Source organism: Roseburia intestinalis L1-82 (assembly GCF_900537995.1).
GTDB classification, from domain to species: Bacteria; Bacillota; Clostridia; order Lachnospirales; family Lachnospiraceae; genus Roseburia; species Roseburia intestinalis.
Genome location: NZ_LR027880.1, coordinates 638,401 through 659,280, shown reverse-complemented (window position 1 = coordinate 659,280; position 20,880 = coordinate 638,401). Strand labels below are relative to the sequence as shown.

18 protein-coding genes are annotated in these 20,880 nt (G+C 43.4%); 3 read left to right on the top strand and 15 right to left on the bottom strand.

Annotation, left to right across the window (positions count from 1 at the left end; translation table 11 throughout):
• Positions 1-330 precede the first annotated feature (330 nt).
• Together RIL182_RS03280 and RIL182_RS03275 are read left to right on the top strand one after the other, a co-directional pair.
• Entirely contained in the window at positions 331-624 is a 294-nt protein-coding gene (locus RIL182_RS03280) for a metallopeptidase domain-containing protein (RefSeq protein ID WP_006855159.1), read from the top strand.
• 25 nt (positions 625-649) lie between these two features.
• Positions 650-871, top strand: coding sequence for a hypothetical protein (locus RIL182_RS03275; protein ID WP_006855160.1), 222 nt, complete (start codon positions 650-652; stop codon positions 869-871).
• A gap of 311 nt (positions 872-1,182) precedes the next feature.
• Here RIL182_RS03275 and RIL182_RS03270 read toward each other — a convergent pair whose 3' ends face one another.
• The 6 genes from RIL182_RS03270 to RIL182_RS03240 form a co-directional block, all read right to left on the bottom strand.
• A complete protein-coding gene (locus RIL182_RS03270; RefSeq protein ID WP_006855162.1) occupies positions 1,183-2,229 on the bottom strand; it encodes an electron transfer flavoprotein subunit alpha/FixB family protein in 1,047 nt (348 codons plus the stop codon).
• 26 nt (positions 2,230-2,255) lie between these two features.
• A complete protein-coding gene (locus RIL182_RS03265; protein WP_006855163.1) occupies positions 2,256-3,038 on the bottom strand; it encodes an electron transfer flavoprotein subunit beta/FixA family protein in 783 nt (260 codons plus the stop codon).
• A gap of 56 nt (positions 3,039-3,094) precedes the next feature.
• A complete protein-coding gene (locus RIL182_RS03260; protein ID WP_006855164.1) occupies positions 3,095-4,249 on the bottom strand; it encodes an acyl-CoA dehydrogenase in 1,155 nt (384 codons plus the stop codon).
• Positions 4,250-4,278: 29 nt separating this feature from the next.
• Positions 4,279-5,151 (bottom strand): 3-hydroxyacyl-CoA dehydrogenase family protein, encoded by an 873-nt coding sequence (locus RIL182_RS03255; RefSeq protein WP_015520873.1) that lies wholly within the window; start codon positions 5,149-5,151, stop codon positions 4,279-4,281.
• Between the two features lie 93 nt (positions 5,152-5,244).
• Positions 5,245-6,426, bottom strand: a complete 1,182-nt coding sequence (locus RIL182_RS03250; protein WP_015560964.1) for an acetyl-CoA C-acetyltransferase — start codon at positions 6,424-6,426, stop codon at positions 5,245-5,247.
• A 345-nt stretch (positions 6,427-6,771) separates the two neighbouring features.
• Entirely contained in the window at positions 6,772-7,911 is a 1,140-nt protein-coding gene (locus RIL182_RS03240) for a cell wall hydrolase (RefSeq protein WP_242655433.1), read from the bottom strand.
• A gap of 225 nt (positions 7,912-8,136) precedes the next feature.
• Between RIL182_RS03240 and RIL182_RS03235 the strand changes: the two genes are divergently transcribed.
• A complete protein-coding gene (locus RIL182_RS03235) occupies positions 8,137-9,432 on the top strand; it encodes an HD-GYP domain-containing protein (RefSeq protein WP_006855174.1) in 1,296 nt (431 codons plus the stop codon).
• Positions 9,433-9,686: 254 nt separating this feature from the next.
• Here the strand turns inward: RIL182_RS03235 and carB are convergent, their stop codons facing one another.
• The 9 genes from carB to RIL182_RS03190 all read right to left on the bottom strand — a co-directional run bounded on the left by carB (position 9,687) and on the right by RIL182_RS03190 (position 20,865).
• Positions 9,687-12,893, bottom strand: a complete 3,207-nt coding sequence (carB, locus tag RIL182_RS03230) for a carbamoyl-phosphate synthase large subunit (protein WP_006855176.1) — start codon at positions 12,891-12,893, stop codon at positions 9,687-9,689.
• Between the two features lie 46 nt (positions 12,894-12,939).
• Complete coding sequence (locus tag RIL182_RS03225) at positions 12,940-13,998, bottom strand: carbamoyl phosphate synthase small subunit (RefSeq protein WP_006855177.1); 1,059 nt, start codon at positions 13,996-13,998, stop codon at positions 12,940-12,942.
• Positions 13,999-14,355: 357 nt separating this feature from the next.
• Positions 14,356-14,976, bottom strand: a complete 621-nt coding sequence (locus RIL182_RS03220; protein ID WP_006855180.1) for a manganese efflux pump — start codon at positions 14,974-14,976, stop codon at positions 14,356-14,358.
• 144 nt (positions 14,977-15,120) lie between these two features.
• Complete coding sequence (locus tag RIL182_RS03215; RefSeq protein WP_022112346.1) at positions 15,121-15,471, bottom strand: Hpt domain-containing protein; 351 nt, start codon at positions 15,469-15,471, stop codon at positions 15,121-15,123.
• A 156-nt stretch (positions 15,472-15,627) separates the two neighbouring features.
• The gene (locus RIL182_RS03210; protein ID WP_006855182.1) at positions 15,628-16,830 is read right to left on the bottom strand and encodes a homoserine dehydrogenase; all 1,203 of its coding nucleotides are present in this window, start codon (positions 16,828-16,830) and stop codon (positions 15,628-15,630) included.
• Positions 16,831-16,962: 132 nt separating this feature from the next.
• The gene (locus RIL182_RS03205) at positions 16,963-17,406 is read right to left on the bottom strand and encodes an ACT domain-containing protein (RefSeq protein ID WP_006855183.1); all 444 of its coding nucleotides are present in this window, start codon (positions 17,404-17,406) and stop codon (positions 16,963-16,965) included.
• Positions 17,407-17,549: 143 nt separating this feature from the next.
• Positions 17,550-18,371 (bottom strand): TPM domain-containing protein, encoded by an 822-nt coding sequence (locus RIL182_RS03200; RefSeq protein ID WP_134523023.1) that lies wholly within the window; start codon positions 18,369-18,371, stop codon positions 17,550-17,552.
• Entirely contained in the window at positions 18,368-19,528 is a 1,161-nt protein-coding gene (locus RIL182_RS03195) for a hypothetical protein (RefSeq protein WP_006855185.1), read from the bottom strand. The genes RIL182_RS03200 and RIL182_RS03195 overlap by 4 nt, the downstream gene beginning before the upstream one ends.
• 2 nt (positions 19,529-19,530) lie before the next feature.
• A complete protein-coding gene (locus RIL182_RS03190; protein WP_015560959.1) occupies positions 19,531-20,865 on the bottom strand; it encodes an SPFH domain-containing protein in 1,335 nt (444 codons plus the stop codon).
• Positions 20,866-20,880 lie beyond the last annotated feature (15 nt).

Sequence of the window (20,880 nt, the reverse complement as noted above, 5' to 3'; positions counted from 1 at the left end):
TCTGCAACGTTACTAAGTATAACATCTGGCAGTATTTTCCGCAATCTTAGATTGCGTTAATCCTAAAATTGTGCCATTCTCAGAATTGCAGTACCACTTTTTTATATTTTTAATGTTTCCTTATATTATCAATAAATGCCATTGACTTTCTGCTTTTTGCGTGCAAAGCTAACCATATATTTATAAGAAAAGAGTTTTTACCATGATACAGACAGACGCCTGTCCGATGAAGAAATTTCCTCCTATCTGTTTGGCACAGACAATACTGAATTTTATCCCTGTGAGAGCCTGACTAGTTATTTTGACCGTGCTTCATACGGATCACTGCATATGACCGGAAATGTATTTCATTACACAGCGAAAGGTACGATCGCATCCTACGAAAAAACGAACGATGGATACGAAACGCTGGTGCGTGAGGTTCTTTCCGGTTTAAATGATACGATCGACTATACCAATTATGATTCTGACGGCGATGGCTATATCGACGCTCTCTGCCTTTCTGTTCCAAGCAGAGGCAATGCTGATTTCTGGTATGGCTGTACGGCATCCTGGTGGGCTTCCACCCTGCCGGATTTAGATGGCGAAAAATTAAGGAAGCTGTCTGATCATACCGCGCACTGATGCTTCCAGTTATTTTTCAGAATACATGATCCTTGACTATATCACCCCGAATGGTAATTATGACGGTCTGTTTTCTTCCGGCGGACTTCGTATTTATCACGTCGATGCCACCCTTGCAAACGACGAATACGTTACCCCCTATCTGACTGCTGATAACTACAGTCCTGTCTACGATTCCACCAATAACGGCAGGCGGATCTTAGACTGGTCAATAACGGAAATGGCTTTTACCGGGACGGTGACGTGATCGGAGGCACTGCCACAGGCTTTGGCTGGTATGACAACAACGGACAGTTGACCATTGTGATACCGGGTATACGATCACGGTCGACTCCGTATCTGAGGATCAGAAAAACTGTACCATAACGATTTTGACAAACAACTAAGTATATTTTCCCTCAACTCCTGACCAAGAGCCTCAAATTTCCTCCAACTCCAAACAAGAAGCCTCAAATTTTCTCCAGCTCCCAGCAAAAAGCCCGTCCTTCCTGTCAGCTTCCTCACAGAAGCCGCACACGAAAGACGGGCTTTCTATCTTACAGGTTATTCACCTATGTATTATTTGCCTAACTCAGCTTTTAATGCTGTTGTTAAAGCAGGAACGATCTTATTCAGATCACCAACCAGACCGTAATCAGCTACGTCGAAGATTGGAGCATCTTCATCTTTGTTGATTGCGATGATCAGGTCAGAATCTTCCATACCAGCTACGTGCTGGATTGCTCCGGAAATACCGATTGCAAAGTAGATCTGAGGACGAACAGTTTTACCAGTCTGACCTACCTGTAAATCAACTGGTAACCAGCCATTCTCTACAACTGCACGGGAGCAGCTTACAGTACCGCCAAGTACCTCTGCAAGATCTTCCAAAAGTTTGAAGTTCTCTTTGGAACCAACTCCACGACCACCGGAAACAAGGATCTTTGCTTCCATAATGTTTGCTGTGCTCTTAACAGCTTTTACGATGTTTAAGATCTCAACATATCTGTTGTTTGGTGTAAATCCCGGGTTGTACTCTACAACGTTTGCTTTTGCACCGCTGATCGGAGCGATCTTCTGCATAACACCTGGACGTACAGTTGCCATCTGAGGACGGTTGTCCGGGCAGGCAATTGTTGCGATGGTGTTACCACCAAATGCAGGACGTGTCATTAATAACTGGTTGTGTTTCTGCTCTGATTCTTTACCAGGTGCAGCAACCAGTGGGAAATCACCGATCTCAAGAGATGTACAGTCTGCTGTCAGACCTGTTTTTACTCTTGCAGAAACAGTAGGTCCTAAGTCACGGCCGATAGCAGTTGCACCAACTAACATGATTTCAGGTTTGAACTCGTTAATTACAGATGCTAATGCATGAGCATACGGCTCTGTTCTGTAGTCTTTTAATTCAGGATCATCTACTACGATAACTTTGTCAGCACCATACTCAGCTAACTGATCTGCTAATCCTTTTACACCAGAACCAATTAATACAGCAGTTACGTCTGTACCTAAATCTTTTGCTAAGTCTTTGCCTTTTCCAAGTAACTCAAATGCAACGCCATCTAATACGTTATCTACCTGCTGTGCAAAGACAAATACTCCTTTATATTCTTCTAATGCCATGTTATTCACCACTTTTCCTTTTTTTATTAGATAATGTGTTTCTCTTTGAATTTACCGATCAAATATGCTACGGATTCTGCCGGATCAAGGTTTACTTTCTCACCAGCACCCTTTGCAACTTTATCAGATGCTTTTGCAATCTTAGTAGGAGATCCCTTTAAACCAAGATCAGAATCGTCAACATCCTTTAAGTCTGCTCTGCCCCAAACGGTTACTTCTTTGTCAAATGCATCGAAGATTCCGCCCGGTGTCATGTAACGCGGCTCATTTAATTCAGAAAGAGCAGTTACCAGACAAGGCATTTTTGCTTTTAACTCATGATATCTGTCTTCGTACTGACGTTTTACAACAACAGAATCACCCTCTACTTTGATGTCTGCTGCGTAAGAGATAACCGGAAGTCCAAGATGCTCAGCGATCTGAGGACCAACCTGTGCAGTATCACCATCGATAGCCTGACGTCCTGTGATGATCAGGTCATAGTCTAAGTTACGAAGTGCACCAGCGATTGTGGTAGATGTTGCCCATGTATCAGCTCCACCTAATACGCGGTCTGTTACAAGAACTGCTTCATCAGCACCCATTGCTAATGCTTCACGAAGAACTGCATCAGCCTTTGGAAGTCCCATGGTAAGAACTGTAACTTTTGCTCCTGTCTCATCTTTGATTCTAAGTGCTGCTTCAAGACCAGCTTTATCATCTGGGTTCATGATAGCAAGCATTGCTGCTCTGTCAAGCGTTCCATCCGGGTTGAACTTAACGCCGCCCTTTGTATCAGGAACCTGTTTAATACATACTACGATATTCATGTATTTTTCACTCCTTATGTTTTATATGTTTAAATTTTACGCGGATTGATTCGAAATTACTTTAACAGTGCACCGGAGATTACCATACGCTGGACTTCGCTTGTACCCTCGTAGATCTCAGTGATCTTAGCATCACGCATCATACGCTCTACATCGTACTCTCTGATATATCCGTATCCACCGAATAACTGAACAACCTCAGTTGTAACAGCCATTGCAGTCTCTGCTGCGAATAATTTCGCTTTTGCAGCTTCTACAGAATATACTTTCTGAGTAGCTTTTGCCATTGCAGCTTTGTAAACTAAAAGCTGTGCAGCTTCGATTCTTGCAGCCATATCAGCAAGTTTGAACTGTGTATTCTGCTGCTGTGCGATTGAACGTCCAAACTGTTTTCTCTCTTTTGTATAAGCGATAGCTCTGTCTAATGCGCCCTCAGCGATACCAAGTGCCTGAGCAGCAATACCGATACGTCCACCATCAAGTGTGTGCATTGCGATCGGGAAACCTTTTCCTTCCGGTCCTAACAGATTCTCTTTCGGGATTCTGCAGTCTTCGAAGATCAGCTCATAAGTAGATGATCCACGGATACCCATCTTCTTCTCTTTTGTTCCGAATGAGAAACCAGGAGCTCCCTTATCTACGATAAATGCAGAGAAGTTTTTCTTCTTTCTGCCTCTCTTGTCCTCTGTGATGCTTGTGATAGCGATTACAATATAAACATCTGCAACTTTACCATTGGTAATGAAGCATTTTGATCCATTTAATACCCACTCGTCACCATCTAAAACAGCTTTTGTCTGTGCACCCTGTGCATCAGTACCAGCACCCGGCTCAGTTAATGCGAATGCACCTAACTTCTCGCCTGTTGCAAGTGGTTTTACATATTTCTGTTTCTGCTCTTCTGTACCATATGTCATGATCGGATCGATGCAGAGAGATGTATGTGCAGATACAACAACACCTGTGGTTGCGCAAACTTTAGATAACTCTTCTACGCACATAACGTATGTAAGAGGATCACAACCCTGTCCACCATATTCTTTCGGAACCGGGATTCCCATGAATCCGTATTTCTGCATTTTCTTAACCGTTTCTGCCGGGAAAGCTTCTGTCTCATCTGTTTCCTGTGCAAGCGGTTTTACTTCTGTTTCAGCAAATTCCTTGAATAAGGAACGCGCCATTTCATGTTTCTTGTCTAAAGTGAAATCCATGATCTAATTTTCCTCCATAAATATTTATTTTACTGAGCATCGACCGGAGTCTTTGTACGATCAGCATTGTATACATAGAATCCCTTGCCGCTCTTTGCTCCAAGGTTACCACCACGAACCATCTTACGGATCAGTGGGCATGCACGATATTTGCTGTCGCCTGTCTCTTTGTAAAGTACATCCATGATAGCAAGGCAGATATCAAGACCGATGAAATCACCTAACTCTAACGGTCCCATTGGGTGGTTAGCACCAAGTTTCATAGCTGCATCGATACCAGCGATATCGGAAACACCTTCCATTTTGATGAATGCAGCTTCGTTGATCATTGGGATTAAGATACGGTTTACAACGAAACCAGCAGCCTCATTAACCTGTACCGGAGTTTTTCCGATCTCTTCAGAAATTTTCTTAATAGCGGAAACAGTTTCATCCGGAGTATTCACACCAGCGATAACCTCGATCAGTTTCATACGGTCTGCCGGATTGAAGAAATGCATACCAACCATTGGACGGTTTAATCCGTTTCCGATCTCTGTGATGGAAAGACTGGATGTGTTAGAAGCGAAGATACAATCTGGTTTTGCGATCTCGTCTAATTCTTTGAAAGTAGTTTTCTTTACTTCCATGTTCTCGAAAGCTGCCTCTACGATCAGATCACAGTCTTTGCAAAGGTCTTCTTTTAAACCTGGAGTGATTTTTGCAAGGATGCCATCAACAGCTTCCTGTGTCATTTTTCCTTTTTCTACTAATCTTGCATAACCTTTTTTGATTTTCTCTTTTCCGCCTTCAGCCCACTCCTGCTTGATATCGCAAAGTGCTACTTCATATCCTTCTACCTGAGCAAATGCTTTTGCAATGCCCTGTCCCATAGTTCCTGCACCAATAACGCCAACCTTCATTTCGGTTACCTCCTGAAAATAATTATGTTAACTGTATGTTTGAAAAATGCAATCCCCGGGAAGTCATTCCCCGGGAATTACTATAAAAAACTATTATCTCTCAACGATTGTAGAGCATCCCATACCACCGCCGATGCAAAGTGTAGCAAGACCTCTCTTAGCGTCTCTCTTCTGCATCTCATGCAGTAATGTAACAAGGATACGGCATCCGGAAGCACCTACCGGGTGTCCTAATGCGATTGCACCACCGTTTACGTTTACTTTTGACATATCGAATTTCAGATCTCTTGCTACTGCGATAGACTGAGCTGCGAATGCTTCGTTTGCTTCGATTAAGTCCATATCATCAATAGATAAACCAGTTTTTGCTAATACTTTTCTTGTAGAAGCAACAGGTCCAACACCCATGATTTCAGGCTCAACTCCGCCAAGAGCACCTGCTACCCATGTAGCCATTGGTGTAACACCAAGTTCTTTTGCTTTCTCTTCGCTCATAACAACGATTGCTGCTGCACCATCGTTGATACCGGAAGCGTTACCTGCTGTAACAAGTCCGCCCTCTTTACCAGAGCAGCATTTTAATTTTGCTAAAGACTCAGCAGTTGTACCGGCACGTGGTCCCTCATCTTTCACGAAATCAACGATCTCTTTTTTCACTTTAACAGGAACCGGAACGATCTCATCATCAAATTTGCCTTCAGCGATTGCTTTTTCACATTTCTGCTGGCTGTTTGCTGAGAACTCGTCAAGTTCTTCTCTTGTAATGCCATATTTATCACATACGTTCTCTGCAGTGATCATCATATGATAGTGGTTGAATGCATCTGTTAATGCATCATTTACCATTGTATCGATGATCGTTGCATTGTTCATACGATATCCAAAACGAGCTTTTGTCATAGCATATGGTGCCATAGACATGTTTTCCATACCACCTGCAACAACGATATCAGCTTCACCTGCCATGATCATGGTAGCTGCATCATTGACACATTTTAAACCAGAACCACAAACAACGTTGATTGTGATTGCCGGAACTTCGATTGGCAGTCCTGCTTTGATTGCTGCCTGACGTGCAACGTTCTGTCCCTGAGCTGCCTGGATTACACAACCCATTTTTACCTCGTCAACCATCTCCGGTTTAACGTTTGCTCTTCTTAAAGCCTCTTTGATAACGATTGCACCTAAGTCTGCTGCTGGAGTATTGCTTAATGCTCCACCCATTTTACCGATTGCGGTACGGCAGGCACCTGCTAAAACTACTTTCTTTGCCATTTTGAATTCTCCTTTCAATTTAACACAAAGCTCTGCTTTTGCAGAGAATTTGTTTCTTTCTCTTTAAAGTTGCCGAAAAATGCTGTTAATTTTTTAACAATCTTTTTTAAAAAAATAAATTCAAACTTTCGGTTGAAATTTATCTTTTTTTCTTTCATTTTAAAAAGCTTATTTGCTATGTAATCAGCTATTTTTCTGCATTTCTTGTACTTTCTTATGCTAACATATTTCACAATTAATTGCAATAGCTTTCTTTATTTTTCATCTTTGTAAACAATTTTTTACTTCCTTTTTGCTCCATTTTGCGGGGTTTTTTGTTAAATTTTTATCATTTTATCATTTTGTTTAATAAAACACATGATTACCTATAACTGTTCCTTCTATAATGCCGTTATTCACACGAAAATACAGACAATTTGTTGTGCTCGTTCCACCCAGAACCGCCTGTGCCGCACTCATACAATCGGAAGCGACTCCCTGCTCCAGACGGTATGCAAGACGACCGCTGGCAACCGGAGAGAACTGCCCTCCCTGATAAATCACACCGGAAACCGTATTCGGAAAATAGGAGCTTCTGACACGGTTCATGATCACGCTGCCCACCGCAAGTTTTCCATCATATGGCTCGCCCCATGCCTCACACTGGATGATGGCAGCTAACAGATACGCATCGCTCTGTGCCGGTGCGTATGTCACATTCGACCTGTTTTCCTGTTCCTGCTTTTTGATGGCTGCAAGGCGCGCAGCATCCTCTTTTGCCTTCTGTATCTCAAGCTGCTTTTCGTATTCGATCATTTTCTCGATCTTTGCATCGATCGATTCCACATCGGACTGTGCATCTTCAATTTTCTCGCTGGATTCCTGTATCTTCTTCTGCGTATCCTCGATCAGGCTGTTGACTTTTTCCTGCTCTTTCTGTTTTTCCTGCTGTAATACAGTCAGTTCTTCCTTCTGCTCCTCGAGTTCCTTTTTCTGTTTTTTGATCTGCTCCGTGAGCTCCTGATATGCCGTAAGCATATTTCTGTCATACTGATTGATTGCACTTGTATATTCCGCCTGATTTAAAAATTCTGCGATGGAGGACACATGAATAAGCATGTCCCATACAGACTGATTGCCATTTTCATAAATATACTGAATGCGCACTTTCATATCTTCATACTGTTCTGCAGATCGTTCCTCGGAACGTTTCAGATCTTCCGCCGCCGTATTGATCTCGTCTTCTTTCTGCGCTGCCTGCTGCTCTAACTGGTTCATATCAGAAGTGATCGTATTTAACTGTCCGTTCAGTCCGCTAAGGTCGCTCTCCAATCCCTGTTTTTCATTGGTCAGGCTGTCCACCTGATCTTTCGCATCTTCTTTCTGTTTTTTAAGGTCTGTGATCTGGTCTTTTGCCTTATCAATATCTTTCTGTGTCGTTCCTGCATGGACAGTTGCCGTAACAAGTATGCAGCCGGTCAGTATTCCTCCCAGGATTCTTCTCAAAAAATTGTGTCTCATGCTGTTCCTTTCGGCTGAACAGTAAGCTTTCTGCTACTGTTGTATTTTTCGTTCATTGTATTTCTTCTATTAATATGGTATTATAGCATGTAAAGCACAATATGAATATTAATTTTTTCACATACCATTATTGGGGGAATATTCAGGCATCTGATGTCTGGATATGGTATAAAAAGAGCCTGATAATCATCACAGGGGGAGGATTTACCTATGCAATTTGTAAAAACAGCAGATTTAAAACCCGGCATGAGACTTGCAAAACCAATCTACAATAAGATGGGTGTTCTTCTTTATGAAAGAGACACACTTTTAACCATGCAGGGTATTAACAGTATCGAAAACTTTGGTCTGATCGGTATTTTTATTCTTGAGCCGGCAGAGCCGGTACCGCCTCTTTCCAGAGAGGATCTTGAATTCGAACAGTTCCAGACTATATATGTTTTTAAATTAAAAGAAAATATGGATCGTCTGCAGGCCAATCAGGCACCTGTTTCGCTGAGCGATCTCGTCAGAGACATCCAGACACATTACGGCAGTCTTGATCACAAATTAAATTTTGCACAAAACCTGCGAAGTTCTGCAGATTTTGTTTACAAACATTCCATCAGTGTCGGCATTCTCTGTGCGATGATCACAAATCAGATGCATCTGCCTGCTGCAGAACAGACAGCCCTTATCACAGCTGCGCTTCTCTACGATTTTGGTTATCTGTATGTACCACAGACAGTGTTAGACAAAGGGGATGACCTTACAACAGCAGATAAGGATTTTATCCAGCTCAACTTAGAGCGCGGTTATGAAACACTCCGCCCGGACCGTGGTGATTATAAATTCCCGGTACATACGCTTGATATTATCCAGCAGATCATTTTTAAAAACAGCCGTACTTTAAAAGTCAAAGAACCGGCAGACAATATCCGTCTTCTCGTCGATATTTTAGCAGTAGCGGACGAATTTGACCATCTGACCGCAATGAACATTAACAAACCGCCAATTTCAGAAATTGCTGCCATGGGACGTCTGAAAAAGGATAAAGCCACCTACAATCCGCTCGTACTTTCCGCTTTAGCAGAATGTATCCATATTCTTCCTACCGGTGCATGTGTAGATCTTTCCGATGGCGAAAAAGCCCTTGTGCTTGCAGAGAATCCGGCTGATTTTCTTCATCCGATGGTACTGAAGTTTTCCACAAACATGATATACGATTTAAGTGACCCGGTGATCAACAAATCTTTAAAGATCACAGATATCATGAAAACCATGGACAACCGTATCGCATTGGATAAAGATTCTGTAAAGCATTTTGTTTCCGATGCCTACATCAAAGAAACGGCAGACCGTTTCCGCAAGGTCAAGCTTCAGATTGCACAGCACAATCAAAGTAAACTGGAACAAAAAGCGGCAAGCGCCTTAATGAGTAGTGCATCTGTGATCCCGCAGGATGCTTTGGGCACAGAAAAACCACTGGCCCAAAAGAAACCGCGCAAAAAAATGAAACTCCGTTAATCCGCGCGACTTTTTTCTATATGTTGGAGTGGATATTCCGGCGATATAAAAAACGACATGAAAGCAATTTCTTAACTGCTTTCATGTCGTTTTTTCATGTTGTCGCCAATATCCATATTCCGCAAAAGCAAAAACAGCACGCCTCCTTTTGGATTTGTGCTGTCTTTTCTATATTATAAGATTCAAAGAACTACAAGTTTAAAGAATTATAAATCCAAAGAACTACAAGTTCAAAGAATTATAAATTCAAAGAACTACAAGTTCTTTACGGTCGCAATATCCACCGGTGTCAGATCATCGGTCGCAGTCTCTAAGCTGCGTGCCAACGCATTTGCCGTATCCATTGCTGTGATACAGTAAACACCTGTCTCGATTGCATTTCTCCGGATCAGGAATCCGTCTCTGGTCTTATCACCATTTCCCTGTGTCGGTGTGTCGATGACAAGGTCGATCTTATGTCCTAAGATTAAGTCCATAACGTTCGGTGACTCCTGGGAGATCTTGTTGACACGAAGTGCATTGACGCCGTGCTCCTGTAAATATTTTGCGGTACTTCTGGTTGCGTAAATCTTGTAGCCAAGTGCCTCAAAACGTTTTGCAACGCCGACTGCTTCCGGCTTATCTGCATCTTTGACGGTCATGATCATCTGTTTGTATTTCGGTAAAGTCACACCTGCGCCGAGGAATGCTTTGTAGAGAGCCTCGTTGAAGGTCTTTGCAATACCAAGGCACTCACCGGTTGATTTCATCTCCGGTCCTAAGGAGATCTCAGCGCCACGCAGTTTCTCGAAGGAGAATACCGGCATCTTGATTGCAATGTAATCTGCGGTCGGTGCAAGTCCCGGCTCATATCCAAGTCCGCGGATAGTATCACCGATAATTACTTTCGTTGCAAGGTCAACGATCGGAATACCGGTTACTTTGCTGATGTATGGCACGGTTCTCGAAGAACGCGGGTTTACCTCAATGACATATACCTGCTCGTCCATAGCGATGAACTGGATATTGATCAGTCCGATGACATGCAGTGCCTGCGCCAGACGTTTCGTATACTCAACGATTGTCTCTTTTACATGGTCACTGATCGTCGGTGCCGGGTATACGGAAATACTGTCTCCGGAGTGTACACCGGTACGTTCGATATGCTCCATGATACCAGGAATTAAGATATCGGTTCCGTCACATACAGCATCGACCTCGATTTCTTTTCCCTGTAAATATTTATCTACGAGAATCGGGTGATCCTGTGCGATACGATTGATGATGCCGATAAATTCCTCGATCTCATCATCGTTGAATGCGATCTTCATACCCTGTCCACCGAGTACATAGGAAGGTCTTACCAGTACCGGATAGCCGAGACGGTTTGCAACTTCTTTTGCCTCCTCTGCGGTATATACAGTTCCACCTGCAGCTCTCGGAATCTGTGTTTTTTCCAGAATCTCATCGAAAAGCTCACGGTCCTCTGCCGCATCGACATCCTCTGCTTTTGTTCCAAGGATCTTAACACCCATCTTCATCAGGCTCTCGGTTAACTTGATCGCGGTCTGTCCACCAAACTGTACGACAGCACCATCCGGTTTTTCCAGTTTTACGATGCTCTCTACATCTTCCGGTGTTAAAGGTTCAAAATAAAGTTTGTCTGCGATATCAAAGTCAGTGGAAACGGTCTCCGGGTTGTTGTTGATGATGACGGTCTCCCATCCCTCTTTTGCAAATGCCCAGGTACAGTGTACGGAGCAGTAATCAAACTCGATACCCTGTCCGATACGGATAGGTCCGGAACCAAGTACAAGTACTTTTTTCTTCGGATTTGTCTCAATGGCTTCGTTCTCGCTTCCGAATACGGAATAGTAGTACGGTGTGGATGCCTCAAACTCTGCGGCACAGGTATCTACCATCTTGAATGCTGCCACGATACCATTTTCATAACGCATGTCATGGATCTCTTTTTCGGTCTTTCCGGTCAGTTTTGCAATAACGCTGTCCGGGAACTCGATGCGTTTTGCTTCTTTTAATAATTCTACAGTCAAAGGCTCATTCTTTAACTGGTTTTCCATCTCAACCAGGATGGCAAGTTTGTCAATAAACCAGCGGTCGATCTTCGTGATCTCATGGATCTTGTCATAGCTTACGCCTCTGCGCAGTGCCTCTGCGATCACCCAGATACGGCGGTCATCCACTACATGCAGCTGCTCATCTAACTCTTTATCGGAAAGTCCGGTAAAGTCGTAAGACATTAAACTGTCCACATGCTGCTCTAAGGAACGGATTGCTTTCATCAATGCACCCTCAAAGTTATTGCAGATACTCATAACCTCTCCGGTTGCCTTCATCTGTGTGGTCAGGGTTCTCTTTGCCGTGATGAATTTATCAAATGGAAGTCTCGGAATCTTTACAACACAATAGTCAAGCATCGGCTCGAAACTTGCGTAAGTTTTTCCGGTAATTGCATTTTTAATTTCGTCTAAGGTATAGCCCAATGCGATCTTTGCGGCAACTTTTGCAATCGGATATCCGGTTGCCTTGGATGCAAGTGCAGAAGAACGGGATACACGCGGGTTAACCTCGATGACGCAGTACTCAAAGCTGTCCGGATTCAATGCATACTGTACGTTACATCCTCCGGTGATATTTAACTCGGAAATAATATTTAATGCAGATGTACGGAGCATCTGGTATTCCTTATCGCCAAGTGTCTGGGAAGGTGCAACAACGATGGAATCACCGGTATGTACACCGACCGGATCGATATTTTCCATGTTACACACGGTGATACAGTTGCCGTTCGCATCACGCATTACCTCATACTCGATCTCTTTCCATCCTGCGATACAACGCTCTACCAATACCTCTCCGACACGGGAAAGACGCAGACCGTTTGTTAAGATCTCAACCAGCTCGGTCTCGTTATGTGCGATACCACCACCGCTTCCGCCAAGCGTATATGCCGGACGAAGTACGACCGGATAACCAATGGTATTGGTAAACTTGATACCATCTTGTACGTTGTGTACGACCTGGGATGCTGCACAAGGCTCACCGATCTTTTCCATGGTATCTTTGAATGCCTGACGGTCCTCTGCTTTAAAAATCGTCTCTGCTGTTGTACCGATCAGTCTGACATTATATTTTTCAAGTATGCCTTTTTCCTCTAATTCCATACCGAGGTTTAATCCGGCCTGTCCACCTAAAGTCGGCAGTACGCTGTCCGGTTTTTCTTTTGCGATAATCTTCTCTAAGACGGATACCGTAAGCGGCTCAATGTAAACCTGATCTGCAATATCTTTATCTGTCATGATCGTCGCCGGGTTTGAGTTTACCAGCACAACCTCAACGCCTTCTTCTTTTAATGAGCGGCATGCCTGTGTACCTGCATAGTCAAACTCTGCAGCCTGTCCGATTACGATCGGGCCGGAACCAATTACTAAAACTTTTTTTATGTCATGATTTCTTGGCATTAATTCTTCCTCCTAAAATTTGTTAAACAATAACGTAAGAATTTTTCTACATCATCGAAATAAAACGATCAAACAGGTATGCAGAATCCTGCGGTCCCGGACACGCTTCCGGATGGAACTGTACGGTAAAAATGTTTTTGCCTACATAGGAAAGTCCCTCATTGGTTCCATCGTTTACATTCACAAATGCCGGTTTCGCGATCACCGGATCAAGTGTATCCGTATCTACCACATAACCGTGATTCTGGGAGGAAATATATACTCTTCCGGTTTCTAAATCTTTTACCGGATGGTTGCCGCCACGGTGTCCGTATTTCATCTTATGTGTGTCAGCGCCGGTTGCAAGTGCCATCAGCTGATGTCCTAAGCAGATTGCAAAGATTGGTGTATCGGAGTCATATAATTTTTTGATCTCAGCAATGATCTCCTTGCACTCCTTCGGATCTCCAGGTCCGTTGCTTAACATGATTCCATCCGGATTTGTTGCAAGGATCTCTTCTGCAGTCGTATGTGCCGGATAGATCGTCACTTCACAGCCGCGTTTATTTAAAGACTGGGCAATATTATTTTTTGCTCCAAGGTCAAGCAAAGCAACTCGCTTGCCATTTCCTTTTAATACTCGTTTTTCACTGCAGGTAACTTTGTCCACAACATTACCTGTCGTGTATGCTTTTAATCTGGGAATAATTTCTTCTATATTATAGTTATTATTCGTGGTGATCATACCATTCATGGTTCCCTTCTCACGAAGGATCTTGGTCAGTGCACGGGTGTCGATCCCTGCTATACCCGGAATGTCATATTTCGTGAGGAAATCCTGAATTGTTCCCTCCTCACGGAAGTTACTCGGCATTCTTGATAACTCCCTTACGATATATCCATCCGGCCACGGTCTGCCTGACTCCATATCCGGTGTGATTCCATAATTTCCAATCAGCGGATAAGTCATAACAACCGCCTGTCCCGCATACGACGGGTCAGTCAGAACCTCCAGATAACCTGTCATCGACGTATTAAATACGATTTCACTGATGACTTCCCTAGTAGAACCTATACTTGTTCCGGTAAATACATTCCCATCTTCGAGTATTAAATGAGCTTTCATTCGTTTCCCTGTCCTTTCACTTTTTTTCCAAAAAAAAAACGTCGCCGTTTTTCTTCTTTTTCCATCCAGACAGTCCCCTGACTGAACTTTCCCTTATTAGTACCTATAGTCTTTTTCCTAAATTGTAAAAAGTGTATCATATCATAAGATATTTTTCAACCTTTTTCCTAAAACAAATAGCACTAAGATTTTATGCATATTTATGTATATTTATACATTATTTCCAAATCCATAGAAAGCGGCAGTATGTGCCGCCCATACGCAGAAAATCTTTATTACCCAAACGCCCGGCAAGGCATAAACAGTAACAGACTTTTCTGATTTTCCTGCAGCAATGGGCAGCATGGAACTGACTTTTTAAATAATCTTCTGAAACGCAAGTATTACAAACAACACGCCGCCAAGCCATGATACATCTGTCTTCCACCGCTTAGATGCCTGCATGCCAATCCTGCATCCGCAAAGTACGGCACAGAAACTGACAACAAAACTTCCCATCACTGTAAAATAAATATTCTTTCCGGTAAATCCTGCACCAAGTCCTCCAAACATCCCGTCCAATGACATTGCAAGTGCAAAAAATACAGCCTCCACACACGACATCGTCGCCGAGTGATCGCGGTCTGCCATTACCGGATTGTTGTAGATACTCAGAATAAAACTGAGCTGTGAAAAAGAGATTTTGACTTTCTTGCAAAGGAACTTATGACGCTCAATATATTTTCTGATCGCATACTCTGTCAGCTTAAAAATTCCCACTGCAAGCAGTCCGAAAAAACTTAAGTATAATGCATATTTTTTTAAAAGTACCCCCTGTAACGCCATCCCCGCATAAAGTGATATCCCTAATATTCCACTGCAGACCGTGCTGATGCATAACGCTGCCGCAGATCCGATCTTTATCTGCTCACTCCCACACGCCACACATGCCACAAAGACATCCACACTGACTGCTATGATCAAAAGAATTACCTGCACTTTTTTCTACCTCAGACATAAAACCTTCTGTTTTATCATATGTCAGAGATTCAAAAATGCATCTTTACCTTTGATACTGTTCTCCATTTCCGAATAACTCATTACAAAGAATCAGCCAAAATCCCAGCTTTTCACACTGTTATCTCAGTCAAGTCTTTCGACAATACCAAGGACTTTCTGATATGCCGCCGCCACCTCATCCAAAAGCGGTTTAAGCTCCCTTTCCGGTTCGCCATCCCTAAGTTCTTCGCATAACTCCTGTGCCGGAACCAAAAGCGGTGTCAGTCCCAGATTCATTGCCAGCCCCTTTAAATTATGTATATATGTAAACGCCTGCTCATAATTCTTTTCTTCCAGCGCCTTACACAGCGACTCATAATTCGTATCCTTCAGAATCAGTTTTAAAAATTTCCCGATCCTCTCCTCCGTCTTTAGCCGCCGCAGCACTTCGTGCAGATCCGCGCCCATTTCTTCGTAACATTCACTTAACGTCATATTCCTCTCCATTTCCACGCTGCTTTTGCGTATCTCAAATTCGTGTGTAAGCACAAATCTATGTGCAAACAATCTTACTTTTCACACTCTTCCGTTTTCATAAAAAGAGCAGACCCGTGAACCGCCTTCCATGTGATCCACGATCTGCTCTTTTTTCTATGCTACACGAATGACATTCAACACTTCCCCATATGCTGCTTTTTTGTTCTCCAAAGCTTCTTCTGTCATCACTTCGGTCACAAAACCAAGCTCTCCTGTAACACCCTGTGCATCAATATATTCTACATTTCCAAATACTTTTTCCACAGATGCCTTATCTGTACCTGACACTCTGACAAAGAAACGGTTCTCTGCGCTGCGGTAATCTACCAGCTCTAATTTCTTTGAGCTCCACTCAACCGGTATATTCTTGTCAACATTCTTTGCCATCTCCACAACATCTGCTACAACCGCACTGGCTGTCGGAAGTTTTCCGGCACCGCTTCCGTAAAACATTGCATCCCCAAGTACATTTCCATGAACAAAAATTGCATTGAATACGCCGTTTACATTGTATAACGGATGCTCTTTCGGCAGTAAGAACGGTGCTACCATTGCCACATATCCGCCATCTGTTTTTTTGCTTGTTGCAAGAAGTTTAATGGCTCTTCCCATGGCTTTTGCATATTTAATATCGGTCGCAGAGATATGTGTAATTCCTTCTGTGTGGATATCCTCAAAATCTACCTGCTGTCCACAGACAAGTGATGTCAGAATTGCAATCTTTCTGCAGGCATCATACCCTTCAATATCGGCTGTCGGATCTTTCTCCGCATATCCTTTTGCCTGTGCATCTTTTAATACCTCATCAAAATCAGCACCTTTTTCTGACATTTCAGTCATCATATAGTTCGTTGTTCCATTGACGATTCCTGTGATTTCCTCAATCTCATCAGCAGTCAGACAGGAATTTAACGGACGGATGATCGGGATACCGCCACCGACGCTTGCTTCGAACATAAAGTTAACATTTTTCTCTTTTGCAAGTGCGATCAGCTCTGCTCCTTTTGCTGCTACTAACGCTTTGTTTGAAGTAGTAACATGTTTTCCGACCTCTAACATTGCTTTTACAAAGGTATAAGCCGGTTCCACACCTCCCATGGTCTCAACGACGATCTTTACCTCAGGATCTTCTGCAATCGTCTTATAGTCGTGTACGATCTTATCCTGGATCGGATCTCCCGGAAAATCTCTTAAATCCAATACATATTTGATCTCTACCGGCTCTCCGACACGTTTTGCTATGCTGCTTCCGTTGATGTCAAGTACTTCCACAACACCAGAACCGATTGTTCCATATCCCATTACTGCTGCTTTCATTTTTCATCCTCCAAGTTCGTCTGCCAGACTATCGCTTCCATCCTCTCAGACAGACTTTATTATCTTTCTATCATTTTACACATCTTACATGCATATTTTATGAACTACAATATATGACGCATCTGCCATGTCTTATTCTCTTGCGAGAATTTTCACATAATGGATGCCTTCCTGTTCCTCAATGTGCTCTAACATTTCAGCCACATCACCAGTCTGTGGCAGGACATCCACACTGAGTGTAAGAGAAGCGATACCGTTGATCGGTATACTCTGATGTATCGTAAGAATATTAGCATGAAACTCTGCTACGGTCTTTAATACAACGGATAACAGCCCCGGTTCATCATCCAACTGGATGACTAATGTGATCGTCCTTCCTTTTGCCGTGTCATGAAATGGAAAAATATCATCTTTATATTTATAAAAAGAACTCCTGCTGATGCCAACTTTTTCTGTTGCCTCCTGCACGGATGCAATCTTACCGGATTCAATCAGCCGCTTTGCCTCGACCACCTTTAAGAGGACTTCCGGAACTGCTTTTTCTTTCAGCACATAATACTGACCTTTTTCTTTCATGTGACTCTATCCCTCTCTTTAGAAATTCATCTGTTGTGTTTGTTGCACGCTGACACTTGTCCTCATGAGGAAGATAATAACATAAAGAGGCTGCATACGCAACCTCTTTTTTATCATGTCAGGAACATTTTTTTATTATGCTGTTAAAATTTTTTACTGCCTCCACCATGTTTTACGCCGCTGCTGCTCGTATGTACCGTACTCCTGCCGCTGTCTTCTGCTTTCTTCTCTTCTATATGACGGTGTGTCACAACAGTGTTCACAAGCACATCGCTGTGTTTCTTTATATTCACTGTTCCGGACTCATGAGCGTCATATTTATATTTGCCATTCCTTAATTTACAAAATAGTACAAGCACCAGGAATACAATAGCGCCTGGGATCAGAGCTAAAACAACGGATGTGATGACATATTCTGCCGGCGTGATCTCAATATCCGTCTCCTCATACTCATACTGATTTGACGGGATTCCTTCATCATAATAAACCAGCACATCTTTTAACATTACAGACAGACACTGTTCATATTCTCCATCTGAGATCGGTTCATATCCGTCATTTAAAATATCTTCAATATGCGCATCCGTAAGATACCTGCTTGCAATGCCACCGGTAGAAATACAGATTTCACGGTTCTGCATATCGATCAGGAGTGCAACACCATCACCGTTTTCTGCAATCGCATCAAAGAAATCATCCGCATATTCCTGCGTGGTTTTTCCATTTGTGTCATCCGTCGTCAACATCAGCATATTCCATCCGGTCTTCTCTCCCGCAGCGTCCAGTTCACTCTCAAGCGTCTCGATCTCTTCCGGTGTCAGAAGCGCAGCATCATCATATACCGTCTGTTGTGGAACATTTTCTTCTGCTGCAAAGCATACATGCTGTCCGCCCGCTGCAAGTAAAATCGTAAACAGCCAGGCAAATACAATACCCTTTAAACATAAAAATCTTTTCTGTCTCATGCTAGCCCTCCCAGTAATAAAATGACCAGTGTTACCAGACTGACGATTCCACTGACAAGTGAGATTTTTTTATAGTCGATCGGGAGTTCGCCGTACACCTTTCCAGTCTGTCCGTTCATGGAAAAATAATAGATTTTTCCGTTTTTCGCCTTGTATGTAATTGTCCATACCGGCAGAAGCGTATACGACCACTTTTCTTTTAATGCCCGGAAATCGGCATTTTTTACCGACACGGAACTGTATCCATTTATTTGTTCCCGCATCAGTTTCTCTGCACTCTCACGCGCTTCCTGCTGCACTTTCTTTTCTATCTGTTTTTTCTCAATATCACGCTTTTCTGCCAGAAATCCAGACAGAAATCCAAGCTGAAACTTTTTCACATCCTTAAAATCATAAGGCATTACACCGCAGATCAGCTCCTGATTTGCCTTTCCAAGTGCATTTTCCGTCAGGTTTTCAAGTTTTACATCACCTTCTCTTGATACCTGATAATACTTTGTCTCCGTATATTCCGTGTTTCCGGTTCGCCACACGCGGACATTTCTCGCCTCGCCCTGCATTTTTCCCTCCAGTCTGGTATTGTAATGCCAGTATGGAAAATATACACCTGTGATGCTCTCGACCTGCTTTTTGTTATAAAAGGCACGCGGGACAAATTTTTTCTTGCAGACATAATCTTTAAAACCTTTTTCTGCATCTTCCCGCGACACAGAAAACGGAATCACCTGATCCGGCAGGAATTTACCTTCCAGCCGTCCGCCAAGCACGACCGGATTATGGCAATAATAACAGAAAGTCGCCGCTGTAGTGGCATCCGTCACAATCTGTGCACCACAGCTCGGACAGGTATAGGTCACTGCATCAGCTTCCTTCCCTGCTTCTTTATCTGACTCTTTATTTTCCGTGTTATCTTTTTCTGTTCCACTACCTGCTTTATTTCCCGGCTGGCTCTGCTTCTTATCCTCCGGTTTACCTGATGCTTTTCCTGCGCCCGCAGCATCTGCATTTTGAGGTTCCGTCGTCTGTGCCGGCTTCATGGCATCTAACTCTTCCTGTGAAAACAGACTGAAACAATATTCACATTTATACTTTTGTGTGGAAGGATCAAAAATCAGTTCTCCATCACAATTTGGACATTTAAAACTGATCACTGCCATAATTAGTCCCTCGCTTTTCCACAGTTACTGCAGAATTTTCCTTTGTTGACCTGACCACATTCACACGTCCACTCTGCTGCCGGTGCCGGTTTTCCACACTCACTGCAGAATTTTCCTGTATTGACATGGCCGCATTCACATGTCCACTCATTCTTTGGTGCAGGCGCTGGTTTTCCACATTCACTACAGAATTTTCCCGTGTTGGTGCGGCCGCACTCACAGGTCCATGTGCCCGCTGCACTGCCTGCCGGATTTGGCTGGCTCTGGTTCATGGCTCCCGCATTCTGCCCCTGATTCATGCCTCCTGCCATCTGGCTCTGTGCTGCATTTCCATACATCTGCCCCTGCTGATCCTGCGGTGTCTGAAGTGCGCCAAGTCCTGACAACGTCTGGTTCATCGCATTCATGCCCATGCCGACTCCCATAAACCCGTTCATGGCTCCTGCTGCATTGCTTCCTGCATCACGCACACCCTCGGTCAGATTTTTGACTGCCATACCGCGCATTACATTGAAGTCACCACCGAGCATTGCGCCCTCATTTCTCATGTTGATGAGTTTCTGGGACTCCTCATCATAAGATACGCTCGCAATACCGACACTCTGGATCTCCATACCGCGCATCTGGTTCCACTCTTCATCGAGTGTATTCGCCATATACTTTCCAAGTTCTCTTGCTTTTGAAGTCACATAGGAAATTCTGGTTCCGTCCGCTGACATCTGGTTGATGGATGCCTGCAGTGCCTCTAAAAACTCGGACAGATACTGTTCATTGATGGATGAGATCTCCACATGATCCTGATTTTTCGGGATGGCTTCCGCATAGAACTGCAGCGGATTGGTGACTTTGATGGAATAAGTTCCATGTGCACGCAAAAACAATTCTGCGTTATAAAAATTATCAAAATAATTGATCGGATTTCTGGTACCGAATTTGATTCCTTTGATCTCCTGCAGATTGATAAAAAATACCTTCTGCATCGTCGGCGTCTGTCCGCCGAATTTGAAACGATTGAATGTTTCTTTTAAAGATTCTCCAAATTCACCGTTGAACATGGATGGCATGGATGAATTATCCACTTTATAATATCCCGGCTCTGCCGTGTAATCTACGATCTTTCCACCGTCTACGAGCATCATGAACTGATTGTCATACACATGAATGATCGAACCGTTGCTGACCGTATCCGGCGTTCCCTTCCGGTTCTGTCCTTTTCGGATCAGCACACCGCTCGTAAAGACAGTGTTGTCCCCCATGTCATCTGCTTCGTAAACTTCTAACCACTGATCGGCAAGACCTCCGCCGATCGCCTGCGTAATTGCTCTGATAATTCCCATAATTAATCCTCCTTG